Below are 17,140 nucleotides of genomic sequence, written 5' to 3' on the forward strand. Positions count from 1 at the left end.
CTGTTGGGCAAACCCGGAACCCCGCCCGGACCGACCGGGCCGGGCAGGCCGGGCACGCGCTGCTGCGCCGGCTGTTCGTTGGCGTCGGTGAGCTGGACCGTCCAGGCCCGCTGCTCGCCGGTGTCGACCTCGAAGTAGCCGGTACGGTCGTAGCCGCGCGCCAGGCAATCTTCGGTGCCGCGGATGGTGAATTCCTTGTCACGCGAGCACATGAAGGCCTGGCCCGACCACTCGCCGCCGCGGTCATAGTCGATGGCGTAGATGTAGTAATAGCGGGCGACCAGCGTGCCCCGCAGCAGGGTCTCGCAGGAGCGGGAGGAGATGTTCCACCAGCCCTCGGTGGTCCAGCCTTCGGCGTCCTTGTAGCCGAGCGCAATGCCGACCCGGCTCGAGGTGTTGTTGCAGAGGCGGAAATCGGCGGAGGCCGGGCTGGTCCAGAGGCACAGCAGGCCAACCACCAGCACCGGGACCAACCGGGCAAGCAGGCGGAACGGGGAGCGGGGAGATTCGGCGATCATTGTCGCGGAAGCTATATCAGATCGTTGACGATTTGGCGTAGGGCGGGGAACGCCCCAGGGCCGGGTTTGGGTCCGTTTGCGCCGCGATATGGCAAAATCTGTGACAGGACCCCACCTGATCCCGTAAGGGTGACCGCCATCGGGCTCGGAGCCCAAGTCAAGGATCAGGTCAGGGTCTAAGGAATCCAGTTATGGCAATCGACGACAAAACCAGAACGGAGCTCGAGGCAGCCGCCTTCCGGCGCCTGGTCGATCATCTGCGCAACCGGACCGATGTCCAGAACATCGACCTGATGAATCTGGCGGGCTTCTGCCGCAACTGCCTGTCCAACTGGCTCAAGGACGCCGCCGACGCCCAAGGCGTCGCCCTGAGCAAGGACGAGAGCCGGGAGGCCGTCTACGGCATGCCCTACGAGACCTGGAAGTCGAAATACCAGGGCGCGGCCACGCCCGAGCAACTCGAGGCGATGAAGAAGGTCCATCCCCACGGGCACTGACGGCCCCTGCGCATCACCTGAGTCGCACCACACAACAGCTTTCTTCGACCCGCCGCAGGAAGGTGTGGGCGCGCTGTGGACGAGCGCGATGCTGCCTTGAACGCAGGGAGTACCAACCCTAAGGGTCTATCAGCACGCGCGGTGAGGATGCCGGCGTCACCTCGTTTTGCCAGTTCCATTGGGAGTACCAAGATGGCCACCTCCGCCGCCGTCCGCGACGACGAGCCCGCGACGAAATTTGCCAAGGACCAGCTCAAGTCCATCATCGAGCGCATCGAGCGGCTGGAGGAAGAGAAGAAGGCGATCTCCGACGACATCCGCGACGTCTATGCCGAGAGCAAGGGCAACGGCTACGACGTCAAGGCGCTGCGCACCATCGTGCGCCTGCGCAAGCAGGACCCGAATGAGCGCGCCGAGGCCGAGACCATTCTCGAGACCTACATGCAGGCGCTGGGGATGCTCTGAGGGGCTGCCCGCCGCATCGCGAACCAACGCCTAGCCGGTTGGCTCTATCCGGGCTACAGCTCATCGCGTTGCACTTCGTTTGTGAACGGAGACATCGTGACTGCGCCGCCGCTGCCGCGTGAGGTGAAGGTTGCCTTCGACGCCTATCCGGCGCCGATCCGCCGGCGGCTGCTCCAGGTGCGCAGGCTCATCTTCGCGACGGCCAAAGCGCACGACGCCGTTGGCCGGCTCACCGAGACCTTGAAATGGGGCGAGCCGGCCTACCTCACCGAGGACACGGGAAGCGGCAGCACGATCAGGCTCGGGCGGGGGAAGAACTCCGAGGCGCATGCGGCGGTCCTGTTCAATTGCAAGACCACGCTGGTTGAAACCTTTCGCGAGCGGTTTCCGGATGAGTTCGAGTACCGGCAGAACAGGGAGCTGCTGCTCGAGGTGTCGGGTGCCTTGCCGAAACGGCCCCTGGCGATCTGCCTGTCGCTCGCGCTGACGTATCACCTCGATCGCAAGGCCAAACGATAGAGCGGGCTCAAACCTCGCCCTGTCCGCTGCCGCCAGTACAGGCTGTAGTTGCTGCGCGCCCCGGCATGGACCTGTCCTTGTGCGGCACCAAGGCTGCCGCGGTGGTTGGCACTTGCCGTGCAGCCAGCTTGGGCAAAATCCGCAGGTCTGCTAGACTGCTCGGAGAAGGGACCGAGCAATGGACGTGCCTGGACCAGAGCGCAGGCTCGCCGCGGTCCTCGCCGCTGACATGGTCGGCTTTAGTCGGCTCATGGAGGTCGACGAGGCCGGTACCCTCGCGCGCCTCAAGACCCATCGAATCGAGCTCATCGATCCGGCCATTGCCAAGAATCGCGGCCGCATCATCAAGACGACGGGCGATGGCTTGCTCGTCGAATTCCACAGCGTCGTCGACGCGGTGCTGTGTGCCGCCGAGGTTCAGCGCAGGATGGGGCGGCGCAATGCCGATGTCTCGCCGCCGCGATGGATACAGTTTCGGATCGGGATCAATCTCGGCGACGTGATCGTCGACCAGAACGATATTTTCGGTGACGGCGTCAATGTCGCTGCGCGCCTGGAGGCGCTGGCCGAACCGGGAGGGATCTGCATTTCGGGCGCGGTGCGCGACCAGCTCGGGCAGCGCCTCGACGGCGTTGAATTCGAGGATCTCGGCGAACAGAGCGTCAAGAACATCGTGCGTCCGATCCATGTCTTCCGGATTCGGCTGGATGAGTTGGGTACCTCGGCCGGTTCGGAGAGCGCCATAACGGCGAAGGTTGCTTCGAAGAAACCGTCCATCGCCGTGCTGCCGTTCGCAAACATGAGCGGCGATCCGGAGCAGGAGTTTTTTGCGGACGGAATGACCGAAGACATCATTACCGAGCTGTCGCGCTTCCACGACCTGCTCGTCATCTCCCGCAACTCGACCTTCGTTTACAAAGGCAAGGCGGTCAAAGTGCAGGAGGTCGGCCGCGAATTCGGCGTCGACTACGTGATCGAGGGCAGCGTGCGAAAGGTCGGCGGTCGCGTCCGGGTCACCGTGCAATTGATCGATGCCGAGACCGACCGGCACATCTGGGCCGAACGCTATGATGGCGGGCTCGAGGACATCTTCGCCATTCAGGACGAGATGACCCGAGCCATCGTCGCGACATTGCCCGGCCGCGTCGAGGCCGCCACCCATGACAGGGCCAAGCGCAAGCCGACCGACAATATGGCGGCCTATGAATGCGTGCTGGCGGCAAAGGTGCTGCACCACCGCTCCAATCGCGAGGACAATGCGCAGGCGCAGCTTCTGCTCGATCGGGCGCTGGCCCTCGACGCGAACTATGCGCACGCCCACGCCTGGAAGGCCTGCGTGCTGGGTCAGACCTGGGTTTACGGCTGGTGCGCGGATCGCGACGCCACGTTCCAGCAGGTCGCCGCGGAGCTGGAGATCGCGCTCGCGCTCGATGACAATGACAGCGACGTCCACCGCATCCTCGCGGCGCTCAATCTGAACCGCGAGGACCATGACAGGGCCGCCTACCATCAGGAGCGGGCGCTCGCGCTCAATCCGAACTACGACCTCGTCGTCGTGCAACAGGGCGAATTGCTGACCTGGCTGGGTCGGCCAGAGGAAGGTATCGACTGGATCAAGAAGGCGATGCGGCTCAACCCGTACCATCCGGAACGCTTCTGGAGCCATCTCGGCCGGGCCTATTATTGTGCCGAAAAATACGCCGAAGCTGCTGAATCCTTTTCACGGATATCCCGGCCCGATCACACCCATCATGCCTTCCTGGCGGCGATCTTCGCGCAGATGGGCAATGCGGTCGCCGCCGGCGCGCATGCGGCTGAAGTTCTCAAACGCGAGCCGGGATTTTCGGTGGCCACCTATCTCGTCACCCAGCACTACAGGCGCGAAGGCGACCGTCAGCGTCACGAGGCGGGGCTGCTCAAGGCGGGGTTGCCGGCCTGACTGGTCTTCTGCAAGCCGATAAGGCTTTTCAGCGCAGCGCGGCGGTGCGCATGACGAAGGACATCATCTCGAGCTTCGCGGTCGCGCTGCCCGAGAAGCTGTCGCAGGACAGGCCCTGCATCGGATCGTCGACAAAACTCATCGCGATCACGGCCTGCGGCTTGACGAAATAGGTGCGCATCGCCGCCATATCGAGTTCGCCCATCAGCGTGACCGACATCGCCCGGCTGGCGCTCGGCGACAGCATCACGATCTTGAGCCAGATGCTCTCGCCCTTCGCCGCGGAGAGCCGGGTCGCGGTCGCGATCCTGCCGTCGATGCTCTTGCCGACCACCGTGTTGATCTCGGTCGCCTGCGCAAGGTTGCGCGTTGCGGGACGGGCGGAGCGCGGGAGCGGCGCGGAGGCGGCGACGACGTTGGCGCGGTCGACCGGGGAGGCGGAGGCCGGTGCGTAGGCCAGCGCCTGATAGGCCGCGCTGGAGACGCTCGCGGTCGGCTGCAGGTCGGTGGTGGCGGCGAGCGCCTGGCGCGCCTTCAGCGCCGCGATCTGGGCCGGCGTCGCCTGCTGCGGCGTGGCCGGGACATCATCCCAGAAGCCGCGGGCATTGATGATGTCGGCGGGGGTCTCGAGCTTGCCGGTCGCCGGCTTGTCAGCCACCGGTGCGGGCTTCGGCTTGGGCGGCGCAACGAGCTGCGCATCGGCCGAGGCGAGCTGGAGCGTTGCGGCGATCTGCGGCTTGGCGCGAGGCGTCGGCACCGGTTCGGCGGGCTTGGCTGCGGCAGCGACGACGGTCGGTGCGGTCGGCTTTGCGCTCGGGGCAGGCGCGCCCTCGTCATCCTCGTCGCTGCCGGCGGCCGGGGCCGCGGACTTGCTCTTAAACAGGGCAGCGAAGAAGTTCGGCTTGCTGCCGGAATCGTCGCCGTTGCCGCGCCGCTCGATCTCGGCCTTGGCGAGCTCATAGCCCTTCAGCGGCACGCCGTCGGTCGGCAGATGCACCGTGCGGCCGTCCGGGAAGACGCGGGCGAGCTGGTCATGCGTCATGCGCGGCCAGTGCCGGATGCTGCCAGTGTCCAGATGCACGAAGGGTGAGCCGGAGGTCGGATAGAAGCCGACGCCGCCGCGCTGCAGGCGCAGGCCGGCGAACCGGATCTGCTCCAGCGGTACGCCCGGAATGTAGAAGTCCATCGCATGCCCCAGCATGTGCTGGCTGAAGCGCGCCACACCGGAGGAGCGGCGGCGGAGCATGGCGTTGGTGGCGGGGGAGCGGTAGGAGGAGATGATCTGGATCGGCTGCTTGCCGTCGACGTCGCGATAGACTTCCCAGAGGATGTCGAACAGGCGACGGTCCATCACCGTCTCGTCCTGGGTGCGCCAGTCGCGCAGGAAGTGGTTGAGCTGCTTCAGCGCGGCTTCGTCGTAGCGCCCGTCGCGCTTGAAGGTGACGGTGAGGTCTTCGCCGGAATGGGTGTGGTGGAAGGAGAGCGTCTTGGTTTCGTTCAGCGCGGCGGCGTCATGAACCGAACCGGCGGCAGCAAGCAGCAACACGGACGCGAGGCCGATCCGGGATCCGGCCTTCACGCCCGCATGGGACAACGACAGCACTGCGAATTGGCGTGCGAGACCAGTCAGCACGTATGAGCCCACCCAGTCGACGAGCGTTCAAATGGACTCTCCCGCCAACCCCGCTAGCGCGCGAAAGAGGATGAACGCTTTCTTAAAGCGAGAAGGTTAATTTGAGGTTGACCTTCCCGCCCCCAAACCAAGTCAGAATACGATCCTAAGCGGCTGAGTGTGGCGAAAAAACGCCCGCTTCCCGGGCCGAGGCGGAGAATAGTTAACGTTAAGCGACCCCATCCAGGGACGGGGTCGCTGATTTCATTGAATAATTTCTGGAAAAAAAACGGCGCCGAGCCGGGTTCAGCGGGTGAACACCCGCTGTTGCGGCGGCCGGCGGCCGACCGGAGCCGGCGGCGGAGTGGGGGCCCCGAACAGCCGCTCGAAGAAGTTCGGACCGGACGAGCCGAAGCCGCCGCCGTTGTTGGCCACCGCCACGCCCGAGGGCAGGGTCGTCGCCGGGCGCGAATAGCTCGGCTGGGAGTGCGCAACGACGTTCTCGAGGTCCTTGCCGCGGCTGTTCTTCAGGATGTTGATCATGGTCGCGTCGCGGCCATAGACGTCCTTGCGGAATTGCAGCTTGCCGGCATCGTCCACGAACGCAGTCTGGTAGGTGATGTTGACCGGGATCGGCGTCGGGAATTTCAGGTCGATCTCGCTCTTGCCGTACATGCTGCGCACGCGCTCCGGCGTGTACTTCTCGTTCGGCATCGCGATGTTGAGCAGCACGGAGGCGTACTGATCCGGGTTCTGCACGCGCATGCAGCCGTGACTGAACGCGCGATCTTCCCTCGCGAACAGGTTCTTGTCCGGGGTGTCGTGCTGATAGACCAGGAACTTGTTGGGGAAGTTGAAGCGGATGCGGCCGAGCGCGTTGGCTTCACCGGGCGGCTGCGAGATGTGCACCGAGCCGTCGCGGTTCTGTTCGAGCTTGAGGCCCATGCGCTGGAGCACGGTCGGGTCCTGCTGAAGCGCCGGCAGATATTCGTTGTAGACGATCGACGGCGGCACGTTCCAGGTCGGGTTGACCGTGATGTACTTCATGGTCTCGGTGAGCAGCGGCGTCGCATGCGTGCCCGGCTTGCCGGTGACGACACGGGTGGTCCAGACCTGCTGGCCGCGCTGCATCACCTTCAGCGTGTAGTCGGGAATGTTGAGAATGACATAAGCATCGCCCAGCGAGGGCACGCCGAGGTCGCGCGGCAGCCAGCGCCAGCGCTCCATGTTGACCAGCACGACGTCGATCTGCTTGTCGCGCTTCGGCGTGTTGATCGCCTTGACCGTCTTGTCGTCGAGGATGCCGGTTGCCTTCATCTCGGCGCTGCTCTGGAATTTGCGCACGGCTTCGGCGACGGTCGCGTCATAGCGGGTGTCGCTGGCGTTCTCGGCGAGGCCGAGCTTGGCGCGGAGCTGCGGCACGCGCGGATCTTCCACGACGATTTCAGCCTGCTTCTTGCTGGCCGGGGTGTATTTCAGCGCCGGGCCGTCGGCGATCTCGATCACGGGACCGCTGCCCTGACCGCGCAGCTCCGCGAGCTTGGCCTTCAGCTCCTTGTAGAGCTTCTGGGGCGGGTTGTAGCTGTCGAGCGCAGCCGACGCGTCGGCGGCGGTCGTGACCTTGGCGAGCACCTCGTTCGGATCGACCGGATGCTCGGGATAGAGGATGTCACCGCTGACCTGCGACCAGTGCATGCGGCCGCTCTGCGCCTGGCGCGCATAGTCGAACATGCTGGCGGTCAGCTTGAGCTCGGCATCGGCGAGTGCATCGGGCGTCGTCGCGGCGGCGAAATCCGGCACCGGATAGTCGGCCGGATTGAGACCGTCGGAAGCGGCGTCCTTCAGCCGCGCGATCACGCCCTTGGCAGCGGTGGTGAGGCTGCCGCCCTGGGTCCAGACCGGCGCGAAGTCGCGTGCCCCGTAAAACTTCTCGATGGCGGCGCGCTCGTTCTTGCGGTCGAAATGGCGCGAGGTCTTGGCGCCGATGATGTCCTTGAGCCTGTCGGCGACCGGCTGGTCGGCGGCGGGAACGTTGCTCGCGGCCTTCACCGGCTCGGCGGCCGGAGCCGCTGCAGCGGCAGGTGTCGCAGGCGCGGCCGGGGTCGACGTCGCAGTGTCGGCCTTGGCGGGTTCTGTCTTCGCAGGATCCGTCTTCGAAGGTTCTGTCTTTGAAGGTTCTGTCTTGGCCGTCTCGCTCTTCGGCGCCTCCGGGGCGGGCGTGGTGGCGACGTCGGAAGGTTTGGTCTCGACCTTGTCGGGCGCCGGTGCGGTTGCGGCCTTCACGGGCTCCTTCGCGGAGTCCTGAACCGTGGCGGTGGTGTCGAGCTTGATGTCGGATGCGGTCGGGGGCGGGACGTTGGCGGGCTCGGGGCGCGGGATCGCGGCTTCGATCGCGAGCTCCGCGGCGCTGCTGCGCGCCTGATCCTGCGCCAGGGCCGAACTGGCAGACACCGTGAGGAAGGTCGCTGCGACCGTCATCAAGACACGGTCAAAGCCTGCACGGTGGTTCAAACAGTCTCGCATTGTGTCACACCCCTCGGGTGAACTGCCCCTCGTGGAACAGCTTTGTTATCGTCTCAAAACTTCGGCTAAACCGCGCCGGGCTCTCGAAAGTTGCACGCCTGCACGCAACGATTCATACGCAGACGATATACAGGCCCCGATTTTGCAGCCAGCGCTACCCGGGACAACTCACGACAAACTGACTTCAAGGGAGCCTCTTGGCAACGGATTGTGCGCTTGCCCCACGCGCTTTTCCCTATGTCTGTCACTTCCAAGACACGGTTCACGTCGCGGCTGAATTTTGTCGTAATGCGAAGGGCTTGCGGCCACATCGCAGCATCGCACAAACCGCCGTTCACATGCGGCTCAGTGCGTCTCCTCGCCGCTTTTCCCGCCATGGCCGGGAACCCCCGCTTCGTCGAGTTTGCGGTAGAGCGTGGACCGGCCGATTTTGAGGCGGCGGGCCACCTCCGACATCTGGCCGCGATAATGCGAGATCGCGAATCGGATGATCTCGTTCTCCATGTCCTCGAGCGAGCGGACATCACCGGTCGCGGTCAGCATGGGGAGGGTTCCCGCAGCTGGGAGTGGCGCGATCGGTATTTCATTACCCGACACCACGGAGGGCGCTGCAATCGGCTCGAGCATCAGTGGCGCAGTCGGAATCTCCGCTTCCGGATGGGGCTGCGAGGCGAGCAGGGGGAAATCGCCAAGTCCGAGCTGGTCGCCGTCGCTCATCACCACCGCGCGGTAGACCGCGTTTTCGAGCTGGCGGATGTTGCCGGGCCAGTCGAGCTGGGCGAGGTGCGCCACCGCGTCACCGCTGATGCCGGTAATGGAGCGATTCTCCTCGGCGGCAAAGCGCGCCAGGAAATGCCGGAGCAGATGCGGAATGTCCTCGCGCCGGGCCCGCAGCGAAGGGATCGTCAGCGGCAGCACGTGCAGGCGATAGAACAGATCTTCCCGGAAGTGACCCTGCTTCACCCGCTCCAGCAGCTTGCGGTTGGTCGCGGAGATGATGCGCACGTCGACCTTCACGGGCTTGCGGCCGCCTACCGCCTCGACGGCGCCTTCCTGGAGCGCGCGCAGCAGCTTGACCTGCGCGGTCAGCGGCAGCTCGCTGACCTCGTCCAGGAACAGCGTGCCGCCATGGGCCTCGACGAACTTGCCCATGTGCCGCTCGGTGGCACCGGTGAAGGCGCCCTTCTCGTGACCGAACAGGATGGACTCGACGAGGTTGTCGGGGATCGCGCCGCAATTGACCGCAACAAAGGGTTTGGCCTTGCGCTCGCCGCTGCCATGGATGGCGCGCGCGAACATCTCCTTGCCGACGCCGGACTCGCCCTCGATCAGCACGGGAATCGAGGAGTTCGCCGCCTTCTGCGCGGCGCGCATCACGCCAGTCATCGCCTCGGCGCGGGTGATGATGTCGGAGAAGGTCAGCCGGCCTTCGCGGCTGTGACGGATGCGCTGCAGTTCGCCCTTGAGCGCAGAGGCGTTGAGCGCGTTGCGCAGCGAGACCTGAAGTCGCTCCACACCGACCGGCTTGACGACGAAATCGGCCGCGCCCGCGCGCATCGCGGAAATGACGTTGTCGATGCCGCCATGGGCGGTCTGCACGATGACGGGGACGCTGAGGCCGGCTTCGCGGATCTTTGCCAGGACGCCCATGCCATCGAGGCCGGGCATCACGAGATCGAGGATGACGGCGTCGATCGCCGGGGCGTCGGGACCGGTGAGGGCAGCGATCGCAGCGTCGCCGGAATCCACGACGATCGTTTCATAGCCGCATTTCTGCACCATGTTCTCGACCAGCCGGCGGGCTACTGCGTCGTCGTCGGCGATCAAAATACTGGCAGCCATGGTGTTCCCCGCACGCTACTACTATCTGTCTCGAATCGGGGCACTCTGGCCGAAGCCGATTAACGCACTCTTAAACCTTGATGCCCCCGCCCGCCGTCGCGACCGTTGAACACAGGTTTCCCACACAATGAATTCGCGCTCCAGGACTGCTCTCAAAACGTCTGCTCTCAAAACGTCTGCTCTCCGCAAGCCAGCCACCCAAAAGTCCGCCGCCAAGAAATCCGCCAAGGCAAAGCCCTCCAAACCTTCGCTCGCAAAGCCTGCGAGCAAGACCGGCAAGCTTCCGGAGTGGAACCTCGTCGATCTCTATTCCGCGATCGATGCACCGGAAGTGGCGCGGGATCTCGAAAAGATGGATGCCGATTGCGTCGCGTTCGAGACGGACTACAGAGGCAAGCTCGCCACAGGGACAGCAAACGAAGATGGCGGAAAATGGCTCGCGGAGGCAGTGCGACGCTATGAGGCGATCGACGATCTCGCCGGCCGTCTCGGCTCCTACGCCGGTCTCGTGCATGCCGGCGACAGCGTTGATCCCAAGATTTCAAAGTTTTACGGCGACGTGTCCGAGCGCCTGACGGCAGCGTCCACCCATCTTCTGTTCTTCGCGCTCGAGCTCAATCGTATCGATGACGATATTTTGAACCGCGCGATGCAGGTCGCCGAGCTCGCGCATTATCGTCCCTGGATCGAGGACCTGCGCAAGGAGAAGCCGTACCAGCTCGACGACAAGCTCGAGCAGCTTTTCCTGGAAAAGGCGCAGACCGGCTATTCCGCCTTCAACCGGCTGTTCGACCAGACCATCTCCAGCCTGCGCTTCAAGGTCGGCTCCAAGGAGCTGGCGATCGAGCCGACGCTCAATCTGTTGCAGGACCGCGACGGCTCAAAGCGCAAGAGCGCAGCCGAGGCGCTGGCGAAAACCTTCAAGGCCAATGAGCGCACCTTTGCGCTGATCACCAATACGCTCGCCAAGGACAAGGACATCTCCGACCGCTGGCGCGGGTTCAAGGATGTTGCGGATTCACGCCATCTGAACAACCGCGTCGAACGCGAGGTGGTGGATGCGCTGGTCGCCTCGGTGCGCGCGGCCTATCCCAAATTGTCGCATCGCTACTACGCGCTGAAGGCGAAGTGGTTCGGCAAGAAGCGACTGGCTTATTGGGACCGCAACGCGCCGCTGCCCTTTGCCGCAACCGACACCATCGCATGGCCCGATGCACGGAGCATGGTGCTGACGGCCTATCGCGGCTTCTCGCCAAAGATGGCCGATATCGCCGAGCGCTTCTTCACCGACCGCTGGATCGACGCACCGGTGCGTCCGGGCAAGGCGCCGGGCGCGTTCTCGCATCCGACCACGCCCTCGGCGCATCCTTACGTGCTGATGAACTACCAGGGCAAGCCGCGCGACGTCATGACGCTCGCCCATGAGCTCGGCCATGGCGTGCACCAGGTGCTGGCGGCCAAGAACGGCGCGCTGATGGCGCCGACGCCGCTGACGCTGGCGGAGACCGCGAGCGTGTTCGGCGAGATGCTGACCTTCCGGCGGTTGCTGGCGCAGACCAAGAGCGCAAAGCAGCGGCAGGCGCTGCTCGCCGGCAAGGTCGAGGACATGATCAACACCGTGGTCCGGCAGATCGCGTTCTACTCGTTCGAGCGCGCGGTCCACACCGAGCGCAAGAACGGCGAACTCACCGCGACGCGGCTCGGCGAGATCTGGCTGTCGGTGCAGGGCGAGAGCCTGGGGCCCGCGATCGAGATCAAGGCGGGCTACGAGAGCTACTGGATGTACATCCCGCACTTCATCCACTCGCCGTTCTACGTCTACGCCTATGCCTTCGGCGATTGTCTGGTGAACTCGCTCTATGCCGTCTACGAGAATGCGGCCGAGGGCTTTGCCGAACGCTATCTCGACATGCTCGCCGCCGGCGGCACCAAGCACTATTCCGAGCTGCTGCGGCCGTTCGGACTGGACGCCAAGGACCCGAAGTTCTGGGACGGCGGGCTCAGCGTCATCGCCGGGATGATCGACGAGCTCGAGGCGATGGGCTGAGGCACCGCGTGCTTCAGCCCGACTGGCTTGCGCCGCGGCCGAGACTGTTCGGCTCAGCCGCAGGTTGATTCACGTCGACGAAGCCGAGCATCGCGCCGAAACGGTCCGTCGCCGGGGTGTCGAAGCCGACCGCGCCCTTGTTCCAGCCGGCGCATTTCCCCGCGACGTTCGAGACCGGGCTCGAGATCCTGCTCGCGGGCATTGAACGTTCGGCCCAGCGGCGAGACTAACCCTGTAGATACTCGATATATATTGTTCAACTCTCGATTGTCGATTGACCTTTGCCGTTCGGGAGGCCCGCATGCCCGATCAGGGACAGGTTCCGCCACCTGGCGCGCGGAACGCCGCAGCCTTCGACGAGGAAACGCCCTGGTGCGAGAAGCATCAGCAGATCGTCCGCGACGAGATTGCGGCGATCAACACGCGCCGCGGGAAGACGCGGCAACTCGATCCCGAGAGCATGGAAGCCTGCCAGATGCTCGACGTCGTCGGGCTCGCCCTCTCCGGTGGCGGCATCCGTTCCTCGGCCACGTGTCTCGGCGTGCTCCAGGCGCTGAACCACCATGATCTGATCGGACGGATCGATTACCTCTCCACCGTATCGGGCGGCGGCTACATCGGCGCTTCGCTCAGCACGACCATGACCGTGACGGGGCGCTTCGTGTTCGGCCAGCGCCCGGCGGGGGGAACTCCGACCGCCAACGAGATCAGCGATACGCCGTCGGTCGGACATATCAGGAATTATTCCAACTACCTGATCCCGGCCGGCTTCCGCGATGTCCTGACCGGGATTGCGATCGTGGCGCGCGGCCTGATCGCCAATATCGGATTGACGCTGCCGGTCGTGCTGCTGCTCGCGGCCGTCACCATCTGGTCGACGCCGCTGAGGAGCTGCCTGACCGTCGCAAATATCTTCGGTGTCGACCTTACCGACGGCGCCTTGCCGCAGTGTGAACTGCACCATTTCGGCTGGATCGCGGACCGCTACGGCTTCACGGCCATCGGTGCGATCGTCGCGCTGGTGCTGCTTGCCTGCGGCGGCTTTGCCTATTGGATCTCCCGCGCGGAGCGGGGGATCGGCCCGACCATCTTCCTCACCTATGCCGCGGGCATCGCGTTCCTGCTCGGCATCGCGTGTGACTTCGCGCGTGTCCTTCAGATCACGCATTTCGCGCTGACGCTGGCAACCGCGATTATCGGTGTCGGCCTGTTCTTCGGCTGGGCGCTCAAGCAGTCACTCGCGAGCCCCGAAAAACGCCAGGAGTTTCGCTCGCACTGGCCGACCGCCGGCGCGACCTTCCTGATGCTGCTTGCCGCGATCGCGTTCTTCGAGTTTCAGCCGTTCATGCTGTCGCAGATGTTCGATGTCGTCGACAGCAGCGCGATCGGCGGGCCGGTCGGCAGCATCGCGGTCACCTGGATCAAGTCGCTCGCCGCGATTGCCGCGCCGATCGGCGTATTCGTGACTGCGTTCAGGCAGCAATTCGCCGAGCTCCTGAAGGGCAACAGCGTATCCTCGCAATGGGGCTCGACGGTGCTCGCGATCGTCGCCAAGGTCGCGTTGTGGATTGCCGGGTTGGCCCTGCCGCTGATTATCTGGGTTGCCTATCTCTATCTGTCCTACTGGGGCATCGCCAACGATCCGATCGAAAGATGCCAGGCGCCTCTGACCGTCCTTGCGCAGAGGGACTGCCTCGCCGCCACCAGATCGACTGTGCCCGCATCGGGCAACCTGTCGGGCAAGGTCCAGTTCGATGCCGCCGCCGGCACCTTCTCGGCCGAGATCGCGCCAACGGCCGCCACAACGACCGCGACGATGGACTGGTTGACGCCGATATCTCACGTTCCGGCCTGGCTCAGATTCGCCGCCAGCAACGTCGCAAGACAGTTCCATTGGTCGGATGCAGGCTCCGGATACGCGCACAGCCTGCCCGTGGTGATCCTGTATACGCTCGTCGGCATGCTGCTGTTTGCGATCTCCTGGTCGTTGACGCCGAACGCGAACTCGCTTCACCGGCTGTACCGCGATCGGCTGAGCAAGGCTTTCCTGTTCGATCCCGGCCGTTCCGCAGACGGCAATATCGCGCGCGCCGAGGCAAGCCTGGACCAGGGACGCGATTTCAAGCCGCTCGATCGCATGAAGTTGAGCGAGCTCTACGCGGTCGCGAATGACGACGCCATGCGGCCTGCCGCGCCGAGACTGATGGCGCCCTATCATCTCATCAACACGGCGCTCAACATCCAGGGGTCGGACTTCGCCAACAGGCGCGGTCGCAATGCCGACTTCTTCGTCTTCTCCCCGCTCTATGTCGGCAGCGAGGCGACGCGCTACGCCAAGACCCCGGCGGTCGAGCGCCTGGAGCAGACCCTCGACCTCGCCACCGCCATGGCGATCTCCGGCGCGGCGGCGTCGTCGAACATGGGCTCGAACTCGATCAAGGCGCTGACGCCGACGCTCGCGCTGCTGAACGTGCGGCTCGGCTACTGGCTGAGCAACCCGCGCTATGTCGAGTCCACCGTCCGGCCGCAGCGCCGCTCCACGCCGCTGTTCCTGTGGTCGGAAATCTCCGGCCGTCTCTACGAGAACAGCGACGGCGTCTATCTCACCGATGGCGGCCACATCGAAAATCTCGGCGTCTACGAGCTGTTGCGCCGGCGCTGCAAGGTGATCATCGCGGTCGACGCGGAAGCCGACGCGCAGATGAATTTCTCCTCGCTGATGAAACTCCAGCGCTATGCCCGCATCGACCTCGGCGTCCGGATCGATCTGCCCTGGACCCCGATCCGCGACCGCACGCGCGCCATCATGGCCGAGAATGCCGACGGGAAGGCCGCACCGTCAGCCCCCGAAAATCCGGTCGAGGCCCACAAGGACCACGTTCATGTGGCGATCGGCATCATCGACTATGGCGGCGATGACAGGGGCTATCTCGTCTATATCAAGTCCTCGCTCTCCAGCGACGAGAACGACTACATCCGCGACTATGCGCGGCGTAACGATACATTCCCCCACGAGACCACCGGCGATCAGTTCTTCTCGGAGGAGCAGTTCGAGGTCTACCGCGCCCTCGGGTTTCACATGACCCATGGCTTCCTGGCCGGCGACCATCCCGCGGTGGTCGGTCCCGGCACGGCACCGCGCACGGCCCGGTTCACCGAGGCCGGCGAGGAGGCGATCGACGCGGTCCGCGGGGCGCTCGGCCTTGCGGTGCCGCGGCGGCGGACCGCGAGCGTCACTGCCACGATGATCGATCAGGGCTGAGCTGCGCGAGCGGCGGTATCCCGGCAATCGGAATTCCAAATCGGCCGATTTGCGGGAAAACCCAGCATCCGTGCCGTTGCCCTGCCCGAAGGTTTGCGGTATCCCAGCCCAAGAATTCGACTTTCGACTGGGGACATTACATGGCTGACCATAGCGAAGTGGCGTACACCACCGCCGACGGCAACGACTACGTTGCCCACGAGCAGACCTATGAGGGCTTCATCAAGCTGGTGAAGTACGGCACGGCCTCGGTCGCGCTCATCGTGATCCTGATGGCGATCTTCCTGACCTGATCTATCGGCAGCTGCACGCGTCAGCGGCAGCGGCTGCCCACAAAATTTGCATCCAAGCCGGTCCCAAAACCGGTATCGAACGCTGCGGGAGTAACGCTTAGTTTGCGCGCGCGCTGTCCCGCGCCGCCGGAGGACCTATGAAGATCGCCGTTGCCAAGGAAATCGATCCGTTCGAGCCGCGGGTCGCCGCTTCGCCTGATACGGTGAAGAAGTTCAAGGCGCTTGGCGCCGAGATTGTCGTCGAGCCGGGTGCCGGCATCAAGTCGGGTCTACCTGATTCCGAGTTCACGGCGGCCGGCGCGACCGTCAGCGCGGATGCGCTGAAGGATGCCGACATCATCATCAAGGTGAAGCGCCCCGAGGCGTCGGAACTCGGGCAGTACAAGCGCGGCGCGCTCGTCATCGCCATCATGGATCCCTATGGCAACGAGGCCGCGCTGAAGACGATGGCCGATGCCGGCGTCGCCGCCTTCGCGATGGAATTGATGCCGCGCATCACCCGCGCGCAGGTGATGGACGTGCTGTCCTCGCAGGCGAACCTCGCCGGCTACCGCGCCGTGATCGAGGGTGCCGAAGCCTTCGGCCGGGCCTTCCCGATGATGATGACGGCGGCAGGCACGGTGCCCGCGGCCAAGGTGTTCGTGATGGGCGTCGGCGTCGCCGGCCTCCAGGCGATCGCGACCGCACGCCGTCTCGGCGCCGTGGTCACCGCGACCGACGTGCGCCCCGCGACGAAAGAGCAGGTGGAATCGCTCGGCGCGAAATTCCTCGCCGTCGAGGACGAGGAATTCAAGAACGCGCAGACCGCCGGCGGCTACGCCAAGGAAATGTCGAAAGAGTACCAGGCCAAGCAGGCCGCGCTCACCGCCGAGCACATCAAGAAGCAGGACATCGTGATCACGACGGCGCTGATTCCGGGCCGGCCGGCGCCGAAGCTGGTCAGTGCCGACATGGTCAAGTCGATGAAGCCGGGTTCCGTGCTGGTCGACCTCGCCGTCGAGCGCGGCGGCAACGTCGAGGGCGCCAAGGCCGGCGAGGTCGTCGACCTCGATGGCATCAAGATCGTCGGCTACACCAACGTCGCCGGCCGCGTCGCGGCCTCGGCTTCCAGCCTCTACGCGCGCAACCTGTTCTCCTTCATCGAGACCATGGTCGACAAGAAAGAGCAGAAGCTCGCCGTGAACTGGGACGACGAGCTCGTCAAGGCCACGGCGCTGACCAGGGACGGCGCCGTGATCCACCCGAACTTCCAGCCGAAGGCTTAAGGAGATCCGCCATGGAGCATGCTGCACAGGTCGTCGACCCCTTCATCTTCCGGCTGTCGATCTTCGTCCTCGCCGTCTTCGTCGGCTATTTCGTGGTGTGGTCGGTGACGCCCGCGCTGCACACGCCGCTGATGAGCGTCACCAACGCGATCTCCTCGGTGATCGTGGTCGGCGCGCTGCTCGCCGGCGGCGTCGCGAATGTCTCGAGCGGCTCGGGCTGGGCACGCGCCTTCGGCTTCGTCGCGCTGATCTTCGCCTGCGTGAACATTTTTGGCGGCTTCCTTGTCACCCAGCGCATGCTGGCGATGTACAAGAAGAAGTCGAAGTAAGCGGCCACCTCGGGCTGAAGGGATCAATG

Annotated in this window: 14 protein-coding genes; 9 read left to right on the forward strand and 5 right to left on the reverse strand. The window is 64.8% G+C overall.

What is annotated here, in order from left to right:
• On the reverse strand, positions 1–518 hold a 518-nt coding region (locus GPL20_RS29825; protein ID WP_157334440.1), incomplete at its 3' end, for a DUF1036 domain-containing protein.
• Positions 519–709: 191 nt separating this feature from the next.
• Between GPL20_RS29825 and GPL20_RS29830 the strand changes: the two genes are divergently transcribed.
• From GPL20_RS29830 to GPL20_RS29845, 4 genes are all read left to right on the forward strand, one after another.
• Entirely contained in the window at positions 710–1,015 is a 306-nt protein-coding gene (locus tag GPL20_RS29830; RefSeq protein WP_157334442.1) for a DUF1244 domain-containing protein, read from the forward strand.
• 192 nt (positions 1,016–1,207) lie between these two features.
• Positions 1,208–1,480, forward strand: coding sequence for a DUF2312 domain-containing protein (locus tag GPL20_RS29835; protein WP_018641571.1), 273 nt, complete (start codon positions 1,208–1,210; stop codon positions 1,478–1,480).
• Positions 1,481–1,576: 96 nt separating this feature from the next.
• Complete coding sequence (locus GPL20_RS29840; protein ID WP_254125409.1) at positions 1,577–1,999, forward strand: DUF1801 domain-containing protein; 423 nt, start codon at positions 1,577–1,579, stop codon at positions 1,997–1,999.
• 178 nt (positions 2,000–2,177) lie between these two features.
• A complete protein-coding gene (locus GPL20_RS29845; RefSeq protein WP_157334444.1) occupies positions 2,178–3,938 on the forward strand; it encodes an adenylate/guanylate cyclase domain-containing protein in 1,761 nt (586 codons plus the stop codon).
• Positions 3,939–3,966: 28 nt separating this feature from the next.
• Here GPL20_RS29845 and GPL20_RS29850 read toward each other — a convergent pair whose 3' ends face one another.
• The 3 genes from GPL20_RS29850 to GPL20_RS29860 all read right to left on the reverse strand — a co-directional run bounded on the left by GPL20_RS29850 (position 3,967) and on the right by GPL20_RS29860 (position 9,915).
• Positions 3,967–5,571, reverse strand: coding sequence for a peptidoglycan L,D-endopeptidase MepK (locus tag GPL20_RS29850; RefSeq protein ID WP_254125407.1), 1,605 nt, complete (start codon positions 5,569–5,571; stop codon positions 3,967–3,969).
• A 285-nt stretch (positions 5,572–5,856) separates the two neighbouring features.
• Complete coding sequence (locus GPL20_RS29855; RefSeq protein ID WP_157334446.1) at positions 5,857–8,073, reverse strand: L,D-transpeptidase scaffold domain-containing protein; 2,217 nt, start codon at positions 8,071–8,073, stop codon at positions 5,857–5,859.
• Between the two features lie 345 nt (positions 8,074–8,418).
• Positions 8,419–9,915 carry a sigma-54-dependent transcriptional regulator gene (locus tag GPL20_RS29860; RefSeq protein ID WP_157334448.1) on the reverse strand — a complete coding sequence of 499 codons (1,497 nt, stop codon included), beginning with the start codon at positions 9,913–9,915 and terminating at the stop codon, positions 8,419–8,421.
• A 127-nt stretch (positions 9,916–10,042) separates the two neighbouring features.
• Between GPL20_RS29860 and GPL20_RS29865 the strand changes: the two genes are divergently transcribed.
• On the forward strand, positions 10,043–11,962 hold the full coding sequence (locus GPL20_RS29865; protein WP_157334450.1) for a M3 family oligoendopeptidase: 1,920 nt from the start codon (positions 10,043–10,045) through the stop codon (positions 11,960–11,962).
• Positions 11,963–11,975: 13 nt separating this feature from the next.
• Here the strand turns inward: GPL20_RS29865 and GPL20_RS29870 are convergent, their stop codons facing one another.
• On the reverse strand, positions 11,976–12,164 hold the full coding sequence (locus GPL20_RS29870) for a hypothetical protein (protein WP_157334452.1): 189 nt from the start codon (positions 12,162–12,164) through the stop codon (positions 11,976–11,978).
• 99 nt (positions 12,165–12,263) lie between these two features.
• Between GPL20_RS29870 and GPL20_RS29875 the strand changes: the two genes are divergently transcribed.
• The 4 genes from GPL20_RS29875 to GPL20_RS29890 all read left to right on the forward strand — a co-directional run bounded on the left by GPL20_RS29875 (position 12,264) and on the right by GPL20_RS29890 (position 17,111).
• Positions 12,264–15,224: a cell division protein gene (locus GPL20_RS29875; protein WP_157334454.1), complete on the forward strand. Its 2,961-nt coding sequence runs from the start codon at positions 12,264–12,266 to the stop codon at positions 15,222–15,224.
• 140 nt (positions 15,225–15,364) lie between these two features.
• Entirely contained in the window at positions 15,365–15,517 is a 153-nt protein-coding gene (locus tag GPL20_RS29880; RefSeq protein ID WP_008136857.1) for an aa3-type cytochrome c oxidase subunit IV, read from the forward strand.
• Positions 15,518–15,654: 137 nt separating this feature from the next.
• Positions 15,655–16,782: a Re/Si-specific NAD(P)(+) transhydrogenase subunit alpha gene (locus GPL20_RS29885; protein WP_157334456.1), complete on the forward strand. Its 1,128-nt coding sequence runs from the start codon at positions 15,655–15,657 to the stop codon at positions 16,780–16,782.
• Positions 16,783–16,793: 11 nt separating this feature from the next.
• Positions 16,794–17,111 carry a proton-translocating transhydrogenase family protein gene (locus GPL20_RS29890; RefSeq protein WP_018317801.1) on the forward strand — a complete coding sequence of 106 codons (318 nt, stop codon included), beginning with the start codon at positions 16,794–16,796 and terminating at the stop codon, positions 17,109–17,111.
• The last annotated feature ends 29 nt before the right edge of the window (positions 17,112–17,140 follow it).

The sequence above is a fragment of the Bradyrhizobium cajani genome, from assembly GCF_009759665.1.
Lineage (GTDB): Bacteria > Pseudomonadota > Alphaproteobacteria > Rhizobiales > Xanthobacteraceae > Bradyrhizobium > Bradyrhizobium cajani.

Bases quoted from the DNA above. Each gene is read 5' to 3' on its own strand.
- GPL20_RS29870 (WP_157334452.1), bottom strand. From the start codon at position 12,164: ATGCCCGCGAGCAGGATCTCGAGCCCGGTCTCGAACGTCGCGGGGAAA.
- GPL20_RS29835 (WP_018641571.1), top strand. From the start codon at position 1,208: ATGGCCACCTCCGCCGCCGTCCGCGACGACGAGCCCGCGACGAAATTT.
- GPL20_RS29880 (WP_008136857.1), top strand. From the start codon at position 15,365: ATGGCTGACCATAGCGAAGTGGCGTACACCACCGCCGACGGCAACGAC.
- GPL20_RS29855 (WP_157334446.1), bottom strand. From the start codon at position 8,073: ATGCGAGACTGTTTGAACCACCGTGCAGGCTTTGACCGTGTCTTGATG.
- GPL20_RS29885 (WP_157334456.1), top strand. From the start codon at position 15,655: ATGAAGATCGCCGTTGCCAAGGAAATCGATCCGTTCGAGCCGCGGGTC.
- GPL20_RS29890 (WP_018317801.1), top strand. From the start codon at position 16,794: ATGGAGCATGCTGCACAGGTCGTCGACCCCTTCATCTTCCGGCTGTCG.
- GPL20_RS29845 (WP_157334444.1), top strand. From the start codon at position 2,178: ATGGACGTGCCTGGACCAGAGCGCAGGCTCGCCGCGGTCCTCGCCGCT.
- GPL20_RS29830 (WP_157334442.1), top strand. From the start codon at position 710: ATGGCAATCGACGACAAAACCAGAACGGAGCTCGAGGCAGCCGCCTTC.
- GPL20_RS29860 (WP_157334448.1), bottom strand. From the start codon at position 9,915: ATGGCTGCCAGTATTTTGATCGCCGACGACGACGCAGTAGCCCGCCGG.
- GPL20_RS29865 (WP_157334450.1), top strand. From the start codon at position 10,043: ATGAATTCGCGCTCCAGGACTGCTCTCAAAACGTCTGCTCTCAAAACG.
- GPL20_RS29875 (WP_157334454.1), top strand. From the start codon at position 12,264: ATGCCCGATCAGGGACAGGTTCCGCCACCTGGCGCGCGGAACGCCGCA.